The sequence below is a fragment of the Bradyrhizobium neotropicale genome, from assembly GCF_001641695.1.
Classification (GTDB): domain Bacteria; phylum Pseudomonadota; class Alphaproteobacteria; order Rhizobiales; family Xanthobacteraceae; genus Bradyrhizobium; species Bradyrhizobium neotropicale.
This window is the reverse complement of sequence record NZ_LSEF01000043.1, coordinates 39,562-54,741: the sequence shown is the minus strand read 5'-3', so window position 1 is coordinate 54,741 and position 15,180 is coordinate 39,562. Positions and strand designations below refer to the sequence as shown.

9 protein-coding genes and 1 pseudogene are annotated in these 15,180 nt (G+C 64.0%); 6 read left to right on the top strand and 4 right to left on the bottom strand.

Features of this window, described 5'->3' with window-relative positions; translation table 11 throughout:
* Nucleotides 1–11 precede the first annotated feature (11 nt).
* The gene (locus tag AXW67_RS14075) at nucleotides 12–293 is read right to left on the bottom strand and encodes a LexA family protein (protein ID WP_063675745.1); all 282 of its coding nucleotides are present in this window, start codon (nucleotides 291–293) and stop codon (nucleotides 12–14) included.
* Between the two features lie 38 nt (nucleotides 294–331).
* On the opposite strand from AXW67_RS14075, the gene AXW67_RS14070 reads away from it, so the two are divergent.
* The 4 genes from AXW67_RS14070 to AXW67_RS14055 all read left to right on the top strand — a co-directional run bounded on the left by AXW67_RS14070 (nucleotide 332) and on the right by AXW67_RS14055 (nucleotide 4,620).
* The gene (locus AXW67_RS14070) at nucleotides 332–1,462 is read left to right on the top strand and encodes an IS630 family transposase (RefSeq protein ID WP_063675747.1); all 1,131 of its coding nucleotides are present in this window, start codon (nucleotides 332–334) and stop codon (nucleotides 1,460–1,462) included.
* A gap of 76 nt (nucleotides 1,463–1,538) precedes the next feature.
* Complete coding sequence (locus AXW67_RS14065; RefSeq protein ID WP_063678359.1) at nucleotides 1,539–2,864, top strand: ABC transporter substrate-binding protein; 1,326 nt, start codon at nucleotides 1,539–1,541, stop codon at nucleotides 2,862–2,864.
* Nucleotides 2,861–3,799, top strand: coding sequence for a carbohydrate ABC transporter permease (locus tag AXW67_RS14060; RefSeq protein ID WP_027550164.1), 939 nt, complete (start codon nucleotides 2,861–2,863; stop codon nucleotides 3,797–3,799). The genes AXW67_RS14065 and AXW67_RS14060 overlap by 4 nt, the downstream gene beginning before the upstream one ends.
* Nucleotides 3,796–4,620: a carbohydrate ABC transporter permease gene (locus tag AXW67_RS14055; RefSeq protein ID WP_027550163.1), complete on the top strand. Its 825-nt coding sequence runs from the start codon at nucleotides 3,796–3,798 to the stop codon at nucleotides 4,618–4,620. The genes AXW67_RS14060 and AXW67_RS14055 overlap by 4 nt, the downstream gene beginning before the upstream one ends.
* Nucleotides 4,621–4,675: 55 nt before the next feature.
* On the opposite strand, the gene AXW67_RS14050 is transcribed toward AXW67_RS14055, so the two are convergent.
* Nucleotides 4,676–5,380: a cysteine hydrolase family protein gene (locus AXW67_RS14050; RefSeq protein ID WP_063678358.1), complete on the bottom strand. Its 705-nt coding sequence runs from the start codon at nucleotides 5,378–5,380 to the stop codon at nucleotides 4,676–4,678.
* 403 nt (nucleotides 5,381–5,783) lie between these two features.
* Here AXW67_RS14050 and AXW67_RS14045 point away from each other — a divergent pair, with 403 nt between their 5' ends.
* A complete protein-coding gene (locus tag AXW67_RS14045; RefSeq protein WP_145927601.1) occupies nucleotides 5,784–9,617 on the top strand; it encodes a choice-of-anchor tandem repeat GloVer-containing protein in 3,834 nt (1,277 codons plus the stop codon).
* A gap of 74 nt (nucleotides 9,618–9,691) precedes the next feature.
* Here AXW67_RS14045 and AXW67_RS14040 read toward each other — a convergent pair whose 3' ends face one another.
* Entirely contained in the window at nucleotides 9,692–9,907 is a 216-nt protein-coding gene (locus tag AXW67_RS14040; protein WP_145927600.1) for a hypothetical protein, read from the bottom strand.
* A 163-nt stretch (nucleotides 9,908–10,070) separates the two neighbouring features.
* Here AXW67_RS14040 and AXW67_RS14035 point away from each other — a divergent pair, with 163 nt between their 5' ends.
* Nucleotides 10,071–13,547 carry an indolepyruvate ferredoxin oxidoreductase family protein gene (locus AXW67_RS14035; protein WP_063678355.1) on the top strand — a complete coding sequence of 1,159 codons (3,477 nt, stop codon included), beginning with the start codon at nucleotides 10,071–10,073 and terminating at the stop codon, nucleotides 13,545–13,547.
* Between the two features lie 161 nt (nucleotides 13,548–13,708).
* Here the strand turns inward: AXW67_RS14035 and AXW67_RS14030 are convergent.
* Nucleotides 13,709–15,180, bottom strand: a pseudogene (locus AXW67_RS14030) (FAD-binding protein); the annotation flags it as partial.

The following is a 15,180-nucleotide window of genomic DNA, read 5'->3' as shown; positions in this document are numbered from 1 at the left end:
CTAGTGGTTCATCACAGTGATTTTGACGTTTTGATACCGAGCCATCCGAGGATAGGCAACTTTTCGGGTGGCAAGAGGATCTCGATGCTTCGAGCGACGCCGGGCTGGCGACGAATGAACCCGTTGCGTTCGAGGGTGAGGATCATCTGGTGGACTGACGGCGGGCTGACGCGGAAATGCCGCTGGATGTCGGCCTCGGCGGGCGGCTGTCCGAACATGTACGAGTAGGTATGGATGAAAGCGAGATAGTGTCCCTGCTTCTCGGTGAAGTGCGCGCCTGATTTTTGACTCATAGCTGGATTCGTCCCGGCCTCCGACAAGGAGGCGAAGCATGAATGTACGTTATCGGGTCGAATTGAGCCAAGCCGAGCGGGACGAACTGACGGCAATGCTCGGCGGCGGCACGCATTCCGCCCGCAAACTCAAACGGGCTCAGATTGTGCTGGCGGCCGATTCAGGCAGCTGCGACGCGGAGATTGCCCGAACCGTCCGGGTCAGCCTTTCCACCGTCGGCCGGACCAAACGCCGTTTCGTAGAAGGCAATCTGGAGCGGGCCTTGAGTGAGGAGCCGCGTCCGGGCGCGGAACGCAAGCTGACAGGCAAGGAAGAGGCCCTGCTGGTGGCGACGGCATGCGCCAAGCCGCCCGCCGGCCGCAAACGCTGGACGCTGACATTGCTGGCCGACGCGATGGTCAAGCTCACCGATCACGCCAGCCTGTCGGGCGAGACCGTGCGCCGCCGGCTGGCCGACAACGACCTCAAGCCGTGGCGCCGGGATATGTGGTGCATTCCTCATGTCGACGGCGAATACGTCGCCCGGATGGAGGATGTGCTCGATCTCTACGCCGAGGCGCCGGATCCCGAGCGGCCCCTGGTTTGCTTCGACGAGACCCCAGTCCAGCTGATCGGCGAGGTACGCCAGCCGATCCCTGCCCAACCGGGACAGCGCGAGCGCTACGATTACGAATATCGCCGCAACGGTACCGTCAATCTCTTCGTCACCTTCGATCCGCATCGCGGCTGGCGCAATGTCAAGGTTACAGACCACCGCGCCGCGGTCGACTACGCGCACTGCATGCGCGAACTCGTCGACGTCCACTATCCCAATGCCGCCTGCATCCGTGTGGTGCAGGACAATCTGTCGATTCATACGGCCGGCGCGCTATATCAGGCATTTGCGCCTGCCGAGGCCCGTCGCATCCTGCGCCGCCTCGAGTTCCACTACACCCCGAAACACGCCAGCTGGCTCAATATGGTCGAGTGCGAGATCAGCGTGCTGCAGCGCCAGTGTCTCGGCCGTCGCATCGACGATCCCAAAAGGCTTCGAAAAGAAATCGCAGCATGGCAACGGCAGCGAAACAAGGCGCGAGACCGCATCAAATGGATGTTCACAACCGACAAAGCCCGCGCCAAACTCGGTCGCGCCTATCCAGTTGCCGCCAAAGAGTCAAAACCACTGTGATGAACCACTAGGCAGGCGTGGCACGGTCGCTAGTATCCCTCCCAAAGATGACAATGAATCAGAGGGAGGGACCAAAGTGGCCAACCACAACATCTCGCGCCGCACGCTCTTGAAGGGCACCGCCGCGGCAGGCGCGCTCAGCCTCACCGGACTTCCGGCGCGCGCCGAGGTCAACTGGAAGAAATACGCCGGGACCAAGCTCGAGGTGATCCTCGCCAAGGGTCCGCGCGGCGACAATCTGCAAAAATACGTCAAGGAATTCACCGACCTCACCGGCATCCAGGTCGAATCCGAACAGATCCCGGAGCAGCAGCAGCGGCAGAAGGTCGTGATCGAGCTCACCTCCGGCCGGCCGAGTTTCGACGTCGTGCATCTCAGCTACCACGTGCAGAAGCGGCAGTTCGAGAAGGCCGGCTGGCTCGCCGACATGACGCCCTACATGAAGGATCCGACGCTGACCGCGGCCGATCTCGTCGAGAGCGATTTCTCGGCCGCCGGCCTGCAATATGCCAAGAACGACAAGGGCCAGATGCTGTCCCTGCCGTGGTCTGTCGACTATTTCATCCTCTACTACAACAAGGAGCTGTTCCAGAAGAAGGGCGTCGCGGTGCCCAAGACCCTCGACGAGATGGTCGCGGCCGCCGAGAAGCTGACCGATCCCAAGGAAGGGACCTACGGCTTCGTGGGTCGCGGCTTGCGCAACGCCAACATGACGTTGTGGACCAACTTCTTCCTCAACTATGGCGGTGAATTCCTCGACGCCAAGGGCAACATCCTGACCGATGGCCCGGAGGCGATCGAGGCAACCAAACTCTACCAGACGCTGCTGACGAAGGTCGCTCCACCCGGCGTTGCCGGCTTCAACTGGATGGAGTCGATGGCCTCGTTCACGCAAGGACGCTCGGCGATGTGGATCGATGGCGTCGGCTGGGCGCCGCCACTGGAGGATCCGGCCGCCTCGCGCGTGGTCGGCAAGGTCGGCTACACAGTCGTACCCGCCGGACCGAAGGGTCAGTATTCGGCCACCTATGGCGACGGCATCGGCATTGCGGCCGCCAGCAAGAACAAGGAAGCCGCCTATCTGCTGTGCCAATGGATGGTTTCGAAGCAACAGGGCGCAAGGTTGTTGCAGGCCGGCGGCGGCGTGCCGTTCCGCAACTCCATCCTGAACGATCCCGAGATCCAGAAGGGCGTGAAGATGCCCAAGGAGTGGCTGCAGTCGGTGATCGATTCCGCCAAGATCAGCAAGCTGGGCCTGCCCGTGGTGATCCCGGTCGCCGAATTCCGCGATCTCGTCGGCGCGGCGCTGACCTCGACTTTGTCGGGCGCCGATCCTGCGACCGAGTTGAAGAAGGCGCACGAGCAATTCCGGCCGATCCTGGAGCGCAGCGAAAAGGCGTGAGTGCATTGACACAATCGACTCCGGCGGCGGCTCGATCAGATGCCGCGCCGGAGAAGGAGTTGCGGCCGCCGTCCTACTGGCCGTTCGTGGTGCCGGCGCTGGTCGTCGTGCTCGCCATCATCATCTTCCCGTGGGTCTTCACCATCTGGATGAGCCTGAACGAGTGGAAGGTTGGTTCGCCGACCACCTTCGTCGGGCTTTCCAATTATCTGCGGCTAACGAGCGATCCCCGCTTCCTCGAGGCGGTGGGACATACGCTGGTCTACACCGTGCTCTCGGTGCTGCTGCCGCTCGTGCTCGGCACGCTTGCGGCCGTGGTGTTTCACCAGAAATTCGCCGGGCGCGGTTTTTTGCGCGGCGTCTTCATCATGCCGATGATGGCGACACCCGTTGCGATCGCGCTGGTCTGGACCATGATGTTCCATCCGCAGCTCGGCGTGCTCAACTACCTGTTGTCGCTGGTCGGCATTCCGCCGCAGCTCTGGGTATTTCACCCCGCGACCGTGATCCCCTCGCTGGTGCTGGTCGAGACCTGGCAATGGACGCCGCTCGTGATGCTGATCGTGCTCGGCGGCCTCGCCGCGATCCCGACCGAGCCCTATGAGAGCGCACAGATCGACGGCGCCAGTTTCTGGCAGGTGTTCCGCTTCATCACTCTGCCGCTGATCATGCCGTTTCTGTTCATCGCGGGCATGATCCGCATGATCGATGCGGTGAAGAGTTTCGACATCATCTTCGCGATCACGCAAGGCGGGCCGGGCTCCGCGTCGGAGACGATCAACATCTACCTCTACAGCGTCGCCTTCACCTATTACGACCTCGGTTATGGCTCGGCGATCGCGGTGGTGTTCTTCCTCCTCATCGTCGCACTCGCTGCCGTGATGCTTTACGCGCGCCAGCGCATGCTGTGGACCGAGATCGCGAGCGGCGCATGAACCCACGTCAGATCATTGGCAGGATCGGCCTGTGGTTCGCGGTGTTCGTGATCGTGTCGCCGGCGATCCTGTTCTTCCTGTGGATGCTCTCGCTCTCGCTCAAGTTCGAGGTCGACAACGCCGCCTACCCGCCGGTGTTCATCCCCGAGCATTTCGCCTGGAAGAACTATGCCGACGTGCTCGCCTCCAACCGCTTCCTGACCTATTTCATCAACAGCCTCGTCGTGACCGGCAGCGCGACGGCGCTCGCGCTGCTCGTCGGCGTTCCCGCCGGCTACGGCATCGCGCGAATGGCCGCGCACAAATCCGCGATCGTGATCCTGATCGCCCGCATCACGCCGGGCCTGTCCTACCTGATCCCGCTCTTTCTGCTGTTTCAGTGGCTGGGACTGCTCGGCACGCTGGTGCCGCAGATCATCATCCACCTCGTGGTGACCGTGCCGATCGTGATCTGGATCATGATCGGCTATTTCGAGACGACGCCGCTGGAGCTGGAAGAAGCAGCGTTGATCGACGGCGCCACGCGCTGGCAGGTCTTCCGCCACGTCGCCTTGCCGATCGCCCGGCCGGGAATCGCGGTCGCCTTCATCCTGGCCGTCATCTTCTCCTGGAACAATTTCGTCTTCGGCATCGTGCTGGCCGGACGCGAGACACGCACCCTGCCCGTTGCCGTCTACAACATGATCTCGTTCGATCAATTGAGCTGGGGACCGCTCGCAGCCGCCGCGCTGATCGTCACCTTCCCGGTGCTGCTGCTCACGGTGCTCGCCCAGCGGCAGATCGTTGCCGGACTCACGGCGGGGGCGGTCAAGGGCGGGTAGTTGCTCAGCTCTCAATCCTCATCCTGAGGAGTTCGACTGGTTATTCCGCAGTAAGCTAAGATGACACGCCCGAAGCCTTCAACGCCTGCAGCACTGCGGCCGAGTCCGTGACCCAGCCGAAGATGCCGCCCTGGGCCTTGATCATTTTCAGGCCCATCTCGTGAAACTCGGGGAAGTAGGATGCGCAGCCGTCCGAGATGACGAGGCAGCGATAGCCGCGGTCATTGGCTTCGCGCACGGTGGTGTTGACGCACACCTCCGTCGTGACGCCGCACACCAGCAGAGTCTCGATGCCATATTTCTCCAGGACATCACTGAGCTCGGTGGCGTAGAACGCCCCCTTGCCGGGCTTGTCGATCACGACCTCGCTGTCGAGCGGATAAAGTTCGGGGATGATGTCGTGGCCGGCCTCGCCACGGATCAGGATGCGGCCCATCGGGCCGGGATCGCCGATGCGCAAGGACGGCGCGCCGCGCTCGATCTTTGCGGGCGGTGCATCGGAGAGATCAGGCAAGTGCCCTTCGCGGGTGTGGATCACCAGCATGCCGCTCTCGCGCGCCGCCTGGAGCACTGCAGCGACCGGCTTCACCGCGCGCGCGAGCTGGCTGACGTCGTTACCAAGCGTCTCGCCAAAGCCGCCGGGCTCGAGGAAATCGCGCTGCATGTCGATGATGAGAAGCGCAGTGGTCGACCAGTCGAGCTTGATCGGCTCGGGCTCGGCGCTGATGACACCCGATGTCGGTTTGGTTGAGTTCAACATGACACATGCCCCCGCGAGAACTCCCTTTGCCAGAGAGTTCTGCAAGGGCCGTGCCATTGTGTACAATTGCGGTGGGGCCGCGCGTCGGAAGAAATTTGCAGCTCTGTCAGAATGTTACGAGACGAGCGCGGGGTTGCTCATTCACTGTGCGACGGCTTTGCGACAGGCAGCTGCTCAAGGGAGGAGCGACAAGGGCCAGTTCACTTTGGTTCCTTCATGTCACTGTCGCTGGCACTTAACATAATTACGTTAACAGTAACATAACTATCGGACGGCCGGGCTCGCGCGGGTTCAAGAGGGCGATCACCGTCAGCGTTCAATCATTTCGCAAGCTGCAGCGGAGCTGATCCGCCGCGGCGCCGATGCCACGTGTCCAGCGCAGTTCGCTGGGGAGGAGAAGACGATGACTGCGACTCTGACGACTCTTGTGATGTTCAACGGGACCAACGGCAGCGCTCCAGAGTTCGGGAACCTGATCTTTGATAGCAATGGCAATCTGTTCGGCACGACCCTACGCGGCGGGGCGTATGGCTATGGGACCGTGTTCGAGATCCCCAAGACTGCTAACGGCTATGCCAGCGCGCCCACCGTCCTCGTCAGCTTTACGTCCAGCAACGGCGCCTACCCGAGCGGTAGCCTTCTGGCCGACGCCAATGGCAACTTGTTCGGCACGACCGTGAGCGGTGGAGCAGCTGGCCAAGGTACGGTGTTTGAGATTGCCAAGACCGACAGTGGCTACGCGAATGCGCCAACGACCCTGGTCAGCTTCACCTCGGCCAATGCCAGCCCGAATGGCGGTCTGATTGCGGATGCCAATGGCAACCTTTTCGGGACGACGTCTAGCGGCGGGCCAAATAATGCCGGCACAGTATTCGAGATCGCCAAAACGGCAAACGGCTACGCCAGCGCCCCCACCACGTTGATCAACTTCAACTACAGTAACGGCGGAAATCCGTCCGGCAGCCTGATTGCCGATGCCAATGGCAATCTGTTCGGGACGACGTCTAGCGGCGGGGCCTCTGCCAGCGGCACGGTGTTCGAGATCGCCAAGACCGCCAATGGCTATGCCAGCACTCCTACGACGCTGGTCAGCTTCAATGGCCGCAGTAACGGCGCGCAGCCGCGCGGCAGCCTGATCATGGATGCGAACGGCAATCTGTTCGGCACGACCAACAGAGGCGGGGCTAATCAATATGGCACCGTGTTCGAGATTGCCAAGAGCGCCAATGGCTACGCAAGTGCTCCTACGACGCTGGCGAGCTTCGACAGCCAAGGCGGTGTCTACCCCTATGGCGGCCTGATCATGGATGCGAACGGCAACCTGTACGGAACAACGTCTGACGGCGGCGGGTCATTTGACGGCGCGATCTTCGAGATCGCCAAGACCGCCAACGGCTATAGCAGCAACGTCACGACTTTGCTTAGCTTCAGGACGAACAACAGCGCCTATCCGACAGGCGGCCTGATCGCCGATGCAAACGGCAATCTGTACGGAACCACGATGGGTATCTCAGGCGCCAACGGCACGGTGTTCGAGATCAGCGGGACCGGTTTTGTTCCCGTGCCACCGACCTTGGCGATCACGGGGATTTCCCCGGACACCGGCGCGAGCACGACCGATGGCTTGACCAACGTTTCCACGGTCGCGGTCAACGGCACGATCGACGTCGCAGATGCCGGGCAGACGATATCGGTCTATGATGGGGCGACGCTGGTCGGCACGACGATGGCGAGTGCCGATGGCCATTGGAGCCTGGCCGGCGTGACGCTGACGCAGGGCGCCAACCCTCTGACCGCGCAGGCGACGAGCAGCCAGGGAACAGGAACATCACCGATATTCACCGCGACGCTCGACACCACGCCGCCGGTTGTGTCAGTCGGCGCATCGCCGATCGCCGGCACCGAGCATCTCGGCCAGACCATCACGCTCGTTCTCTCGTTCAGCGAAGCTATGAAGGTTTCGGGCGGCACGCCGACCCTGACCTTGAATGACGGGGGTATCGCACGCTATGACGCGACTGCGACCGCAGCTCTCGGCGATCCGACCAAGCTCGCGTTCACCTACACAGTCAGCGCTTCGGACACGCCGGTCGATGCGGTTGCGGTCGTGGACCACAATCTGAACGGCGCGTCCATCACGGACCTCGCCGGCAACGCCCCGGACTATAGCGGACTCTCTGCAAGCATTCCGGGCCTGTCGGTCCGGCCGACTGCCGTCACATCCGTCCTTGCCTCACCTTCGAGCGGCACCGAGTCAATCGGCCAGACCATCACGCTGACGCTGGTGTTCAACCAGGGCGTGACTGTGTCGGGCGGCACGCCGACTTTCACGCTCAACAACGGCGGAACGGCGGTCTATGACGCGGCCGCGACTGCGGCGCTGGGCGATCCCACCAAAATGGTCCTCAGCTACACGGTTGCGGCGTCGGATTCGCCGACGAACGCTCTCGCCATTGTGCGTGGCGACCAGAACGGTGCCGTCATCGTTGATGCGACCGGACACGGGCCGGACTTCACGGCCGCCTTCACCAGTTTCCCGGGCATTCAGATTCAGTCGGGTGCGTCGGTCGTTTCCGTGGTCGCATCACCCACTGACGGTGTCGAGCATGTCGGCGATGTCTTGACATTCACCATCAGCATGAACCGCGCCGTGTCGGTCTCCGGGGGAACGCCGACGCTGCAGCTGAGCAACAACGGGACGGCGGTCTATGACGCAGCAGCGACAGCGGCGCTCGGCGATCCTACCAAGCTGGTCTTCAGCTACACGGTCGCGGCGTCGGATGGGTCGGTGAGCAGCATGAACCCCCTGTACGTCGCATTCGGCAGTCAGAACGGCGCTGCGATCCTGGATTCGACGGGTTCGGCCTCCGACTTCTCGGCGACGGGGACGGGTTTCCCCGGCATTCAGATCGACGCGGCTGCGCAGGTGACGGTGAAGTCCGTCGTTGCATCACCCTCGAGCGGGATCGAGCAAGCCGGCGACACCATCGTGTTCACGATGACCATGAGCGGGGCCGTGACGGTCTCTGGCGGCACGCCGACGTTCACGCTGAACAACGGCGGGAAGGCCATCTACGACGCGGCTGCGACCGCGGCGCTGAACGATCCCACCAGGCTGGTGTTCAAATACACCGTCGGGGCATCGGACTTCTCTGCGAACGACCTGACCTTTGTGCGCGGCGACCAGAACGGTGCCATCATTGTCGACGCGGCGTGGCACGGGCCGGATTTCTCGGCGGCCTTCACGAATTTCCCTGGCCTTGCGATTGTGACGCCGGCGACTGCGGTGACGTCCGTGATTGCCTCGCCGGCGACGCAGATCCTATTTTCCGGCTCCACGGTGACATTCACGCTGACCATGAACCGCCCCGTGACGATCACTGGTGGCACACCGACGCTGGCGCTCAACGACGGCGGCACAGCCACCTATGATGCCACCGCGACCGCAGCGCTGGGTGACCCGACCAAACTGGTGTTCAAATACACGGTTTCGGCGTCCGATCTCACCACGACGAGCCTTGGGATCGTGAGAGAGGTTGCGAACGGCGCGGCCATTGTGGATCAGTCGGGTGCAGCGGCCGATTTCTCCGGGGCCATCACAAACTTTCCCAACATTGGGGTCTTGACGGCGGCAACAACCGTAACTTCGGTCACGGGCTCTCCTTCAGGCGTGACCGAACAGCCCGGCGATGTCATCACAATCACCTTCACCATGAGCCGGGCCGTGACCGTGACAGGCGGCACGCCGACCCTGACACTCAACGACGGCGGGACAGCCACCTATGACGCGGCCGCGACCGCGGCGCTGGGCGATCCGACCAAGCTTGTGTTCAGCTATGCTGTCAGGGCCGATTACAACGTGCACAACGTGGATTCGCTGGCCGTCGTCCAGAAGAACAATAATGGCGCGGTCATCTCTGATGGCAGCGCGAGAGGAGAGCCAGATTTCACTGCCATGACGACGCCTATCGCGAATCTCGCGGTGAAAGTCGGCATCGACCTCGCCAATATCGCGTTCGGCCCCAGCACGACGCTCGGCTATGCCGCCAACCCGGACAACAGCGGTGGGGTGCTCACCGTGAGCGACGGCACTCACAGCTCCGCCATAACCCTGCTGGGTCAGTACGCCGCGGCGGATTTCCATGCCTGGAGCGATTTCCACGGCGGCACGCTCGTTACTGATCCTGGGCTGACGGGCGCGGCGGCCGCGACGTTCCTGTCGTCGCCGCACACGTGAGGAGACACTAGCCCGGAAAAACTCCCGTACACGTTCCGGATCGGGCGCTCGGCACCGCCTTGCGCTCGACCGGATCAATCGCGCGGCGCCTCGGCGCCGTAGCGGTTGACCATCTGGATCTGGCACGGGCTGGTGCGCGGCAGCGGCCCTGACAGGATCGGTTCCACGCCTCCGTTGGAGGCGTGTGCGTCGCAGGCCGGCGCTTGGAGGATCTGGCGCGGCTGGCGCCACCGCCCGATCAGGGCGTCGGAGGTCTCCGATATCTCGGTGTCGGACGCGTTCGCAGTCATGGTGCCCTCCACAGCAAGCCATGACGAGCAGGAGAGCCACGGATGCGGCCAGCGATATTGACTTCGCCGGCGCATGCTCTTGACTGTCACAATTCGCGTCGCGCAACCGCAATCCCTCCCGCAGCGCAAATCCCACGCCGGACCCGACATAAGGACTACCGACATGACGCTGTTGCAGGTCGAGCTGGAGGATAAATACCGGCTCGAATCGAAGCGGATTTACCTGTCCGGCACGCAGGCCCTGGTTCGATTGCCCATGTTGCAGCGCGAACGCGACCGGCTTCAGGGGCTCAACACCGGCGGGTTCATCTCGGGATATCGCGGTTCCCCGCTCGGCATGTACGACCACGCGCTGTGGCGCGCAAAGTCCTTTCTCCAACAGCACGACATCGCCTTCGTGCCTGGCCTGAACGAGGACCTCGCCGCGACCGCGGTGTGGGGTAGTCAGCAGGTCGGCCTGTTCCCCGGCGCCAAGGTCGATGGCGTGTTCGGCATCTGGTACGGCAAGGGCCCCGGCGTCGACCGCTCGGTCGATGCGCTGAAACATGCGAACTCGGCCGGCACCTCGCGCCATGGCGGCGTGCTGGCGCTCGCCGGTGACGATCACGGCTGCCAATCCTCCACGCTCGCGCATCAGAGCGAGCAGGTGTTCGCGGCAGCGCTGATCCCCGTGATCAACCCGTCGACGCTGCAGGATTATCTCGATCTCGGCCTCTACGGTTTTGCGCTGTCGCGCTTCTCGGGCTGCTGGGTCGGCTTCAAGGCGATCGGCGAGACCGTGGAGAGCTCGGCGTCGATCTACAGCGATCCCGCCCGCATCCAGATCAAGCTCCCGGACGATTTCGAGATGCCGCCTGATGGACTCAACATCCGCTGGCCCGATCCGCCGCTGGAAGCTGAGAAGCGCCTGTTCGGCCCGAAGATGGCCGCGGTGCAGGCCTTTGCCCGCGCCAACCAGCTCGACCGTATCGTGCTGGATTCAAAGCCCGCGCGGCTCGGCATCCTCGCCACCGGCAAGGCCTATCTCGATCTGCGCCAGGCACTCGCCGATCTCGGCATCAGCGACAAGGACGCGCAGGATCTCGGCCTTCGCATCTACAAGGTCGCGATGACCTGGCCGCTGGAGGAGAGCGGCGCGTGGCGCTTTGCCGAAGGCCTTCAGGACGTGCTCGTCGTCGAGGAGAAGCGCGGCTTCATCGAAGACCAGCTCATGCGCATCCTCTACAATGTGGATGCCTCAAGGCGCCCGACCGTGACCGGCAAGCGCGACGAACGCGGCGCGCCGCTGCTGCCGAGCGAGGGCGAACTGACGCCAACCATTGTCGCCTCCGCACTCGTGGCGCGCTTGCGCCGGCTCGGTCATCACAGCCCGATGCTGGAACAGCGGCTGGCGCGGCTCGAGGCGTTCGAGAATCCCGTCACCACCAGCACGCCGATCAAGCTGGCGCGCACGCCGTTCTTCTGCTCGGGCTGCCCGCACAACTCATCGACCAAGGTGCCCGAGGGCAGCCGCGCCATGGCCGGCATCGGCTGCCACGGCATGGCCTTGAGCATGCCGAGCCGCCGCACCGATCTGATCTCGCATATGGGCGCGGAAGGCGTGAACTGGATCGGGCAAGCGCCCTTCACCAGCGAGCAGCACATCTTCCAGAACCTCGGCGACGGCACCTACACGCATTCCGGGCTTCTTGCTCTTCGTGCCGCTTCTGCCGCCGGCATCAGCATCACCTACAAGATCCTCTACAACGACGCTGTCGCAATGACCGGCGGCCAGCCGGCCGAGGGCAGCTTCAACGTCGCGCAGATCGCGCACCAGGTCTGGGCCGAGGGCGTCAAGCGGCTTGCGATCGTTTCCGACGATCCGAGCAAGTACCCGCAAGGCAACTACTTCCCGCAAGGCGCGACGATTCATCATCGCCGCGAGCTCGATGCCGTGCAGCGTGAGTTGCGCAACATCAAGGGCCTCACCGCCATCATCTACGACCAGACCTGCGCTGCGGAGAAGCGCCGCCGCCGCAAGCGCGGGCTCTATCCCGATCCGCAGAAGCGCGCCTTCATCAACGAGCTCGTCTGCGAGGGCTGCGGCGATTGCTCGCAGGCCTCGAACTGCGTCTCGGTGCAGCCGCTAGAGACGGAGTTCGGCCGCAAGCGCCAGATCGACCAGTCCAATTGCAACAAGGACTATTCCTGCGTCGAAGGTTTCTGCCCGAGCTTCGTCACCGTGCATGGCGGCACGCTCAAGCGCATCAAGACCTCGGCCGTCGATTCCGGGCAATTGTTCGCCGACCTGCCCCTGCCGCCGGCGCGAGAGCTGGATGGCCCCTACAACATCCTCGTCACCGGCATCGGCGGCACCGGCGTCATCACCATCGGCGCGCTGCTCGGCATGGCCGCCCACGTCGACGGGCGCGGCTGCTCGGCGCTCGACTTCACCGGCCTGTCGCAGAAGAACGGCGCCGTGATGAGCCATGTGCGCATCGCGCCGAAGCCAGAAGACATTTCGGCGGTCCGCATCACCACAGGCGGCGCCGACGTCATCCTCGGCTGCGACATGATCGTCTCGGCAGGACCGACCGCGCTGAGCCGCGCCGAGCGCGGCGTGACGAAAGCCTATATCAACGCCGATCTGCAGCCGACCGCGAGCTTCGTGCAAAACCCCGATCTCGATTTCGAGATGGGCGCGATGCAGACCGTGCTGCGCGACGCGATCGGCGACAAGAATCTCGACATCGTCGACGCCACCGGCATTGCCGCCGCGCTGATGGGCGACTCGATCGCCACCAATCCCTTCATGCTCGGCTTCGCCTTCCAGAAGGGCGCGATCCCGCTGTCGCTGGAGGCGTTGCTCCGCGCCATCGAGATCAACGGCGCTGCGATCGAGATGAACAAGCTCGCCTTCACCTGGGGACGCCTCGCCGCCCACGACATGTCACGGGTGCGCAGCGTGCTCCAGTTCAAGAGCCGGACATCCGCACCGACGAAGTCGCTCGACGATGTCATCGCAAACCGTGCAGGGTTTTTGACCGCCTATCAAAACCAGACCTACGCCGATCGCTACCTCGCGGCCGTCACGAAGGTGCGCAAGGCGGAAACCGCTGCCTTGCCAGCCTCTACCGAGCTGACCGAGGCCGTGGCCAGGAACCTGTTCAAGCTGATGGCCTACAAGGACGAATACGAGGTCGCGCGGCTCTATACCGACGGCAGCTTCGCCAAGAAGGTCGCGGAGAAGTTTGACGGCGATTTCACGCTGAAGTTCCACCTGGCCCCGCCGATCTTCGCAAAGCGCGACAAGGCGACGGGTCGCCTGCAAAAGCAGGAATTCGGCGGCTGGATGATCCACGCCTTCCGCATGCTGGCGAAGCTGAAGTTCCTGCGCAGCACCGCATTCGATCCGTTTGGCCGCACCGAGGAGCGCCGGACCGAGCGCAAGCTGATCGAGGACTATCTGGCGATGATCGATCAGCGGATCGCCGGGCTGAAGGCGGCGCAGATCCCGCTGCTGGCGCGGATGGCCCGGGTGCCGGAAACGATCCGCGGCTTCGGCCATGTCAAGGAAGCCAACATCAAGCAGGCGGCCGCCGAGAAGGCGCGGCTGGAGGCGGAGCTGGAAAACAGCCGCTTTGCCGCTGCGGCGGAGTGATGTCCCTCTCCCCGCTTGCGGGGAGAGGGTTGGGGTGAGGGGGAGTCTCCGCGGGGACGGTGACAGTTGCACTCGCGGAGAGTCCCCTCACCCGGATCGCATCTATCGATGCGATCCGACCTCTCCCCGCAAGCGGGGCGAGGTGAAGCGAGCGGCGCGCGTCACGCCTGCTCTTTCGCCGTCTCGCGCGTCACACCACCCTCCGCAAGATGCCGCCCCGCGATGTAGCCGAACGTGAGCGCCGGGCCGAGCGTGATCCCCGGGCCTGGATAGTTGCCATTCATGATCGAGCCCATGTCGTTGCCGCAGGCATAGAGACCGGCGATCGGCGTGCCGTCCTCGCGCAGCACGCGGGTTGCGCATCGACCTTCATGCCGATCGCCGTGCCGAGATCGGCGGGATAGATCCGCATCGCGAAGAACGGGGCACGGACGATCGGCGCAACGCAGGGGTTGGGCTTGTGAGCGGCATCTCCGAGATGACGCTGATAGATGGTGCTGCCGCGACCGAATTCGGGATCGCGGCCCTCTTTTGCATCAGCGTTGTAGTTCGCGATCGTCGCCGCGAGCGCGGCCCGCTTGATGCCGATCTTCACTGCGAGCCCTTCGATGTCCGCGGCCGTGATCAATTCGCCGCTCGCCACATAGCGACGCACATAGCGCGTGAACGGCTTGATGCGGCCGAGGCCGTAGCTCCAGAGAAACTTGCGGTCGCAGATGAGATAGAACGGACGATCAGGTTCACCGTTGCCATCGCGCAGCATGGCGAGCACGAATTCGTGGTAGGACAGCGCCTCGTTGACGAAACGCCGGCCGGCCGCATTCACGGCGATCACGCCCGGCTTGGCGCGATCGGTCACCGTGTGCGGAAAGACGCCGCGGCAGCCGTCGGCGCGGCGGAACAGCGAGGCCGGCACCCAATAGGCCGGGCTCGTCGCCTCCGTATTGAGCGCGGCGCCACTTGCGCTCGCGAGGCGAAGCCCGTCGCCGGTACCGGCAGTGTTGGTCGCCGAGACATGTCCCGCTGCTGCCGGGAAGAAGCGCTTGCGCAAGGTCGCATCATGCGAGAAGCCGCCGGTCGCGAGCACTACGCCCCGGCGTGCGGCGATGGAGCGGTCGCGGGAGCCGTGGCGGATGACCACGCCGGCGACGCGCTCGCCCTGCACTGACAAGTCCTCGACATCCGCGCTGAAGATGATTTCGACCTGCCGCGCCAGCAACGAGGCATAGAGCCGCGCGGCGAGCGCATTGCCGAGGTGCAGCGTCGTGCCGCGCGGCGAGCGCAGCCGCTGCCAGGCGTAGTCAGAGATGAGCCGCGCCGCGCGCAAGGTCGAATGCAGCGATTTGCCGACCCGGCGCAGATGCGGGATGTCGAGGCGGTTGACCATCATCCCGCCGAACAGCGTGAACTCCGGCAGCGGCGGCCGCGGCCGGCCGAAGCTTGCGCCGAGCCGCGTCCCCTCGAAGGCGACCGGCTCCAGCACACGCCCACCGGCCGTGGCACCCAGCCGTTCCGGATAGTAATCCGGATACGTCCTCACCGGCTGGAGCCGCACCTCGGTGTTCGCCTCGAGATAGGCGACGGCCTCCGGCCCCCGCGCGAGGAAGGCGGCGCGCAAGCCGGCATTGGCGGG

Excerpts from the sequence above, each read along its gene's own strand:
- AXW67_RS14075 (WP_063675745.1), bottom strand. The coding sequence starts at position 293 with ATGAGTCAAAAATCAGGCGCGCACTTCACCGAGAAGCAGGGACACTAT.
- AXW67_RS14070 (WP_063675747.1), top strand. The coding sequence starts at position 332 with ATGAATGTACGTTATCGGGTCGAATTGAGCCAAGCCGAGCGGGACGAA.
- AXW67_RS14055 (WP_027550163.1), top strand. The coding sequence starts at position 3,796 with ATGAACCCACGTCAGATCATTGGCAGGATCGGCCTGTGGTTCGCGGTG.
- AXW67_RS14050 (WP_063678358.1), bottom strand. The coding sequence starts at position 5,380 with ATGTTGAACTCAACCAAACCGACATCGGGTGTCATCAGCGCCGAGCCC.
- AXW67_RS14045 (WP_145927601.1), top strand. The coding sequence starts at position 5,784 with ATGACTGCGACTCTGACGACTCTTGTGATGTTCAACGGGACCAACGGC.
- AXW67_RS14040 (WP_145927600.1), bottom strand. The coding sequence starts at position 9,907 with ATGACTGCGAACGCGTCCGACACCGAGATATCGGAGACCTCCGACGCC.
- AXW67_RS14035 (WP_063678355.1), top strand. The coding sequence starts at position 10,071 with ATGACGCTGTTGCAGGTCGAGCTGGAGGATAAATACCGGCTCGAATCG.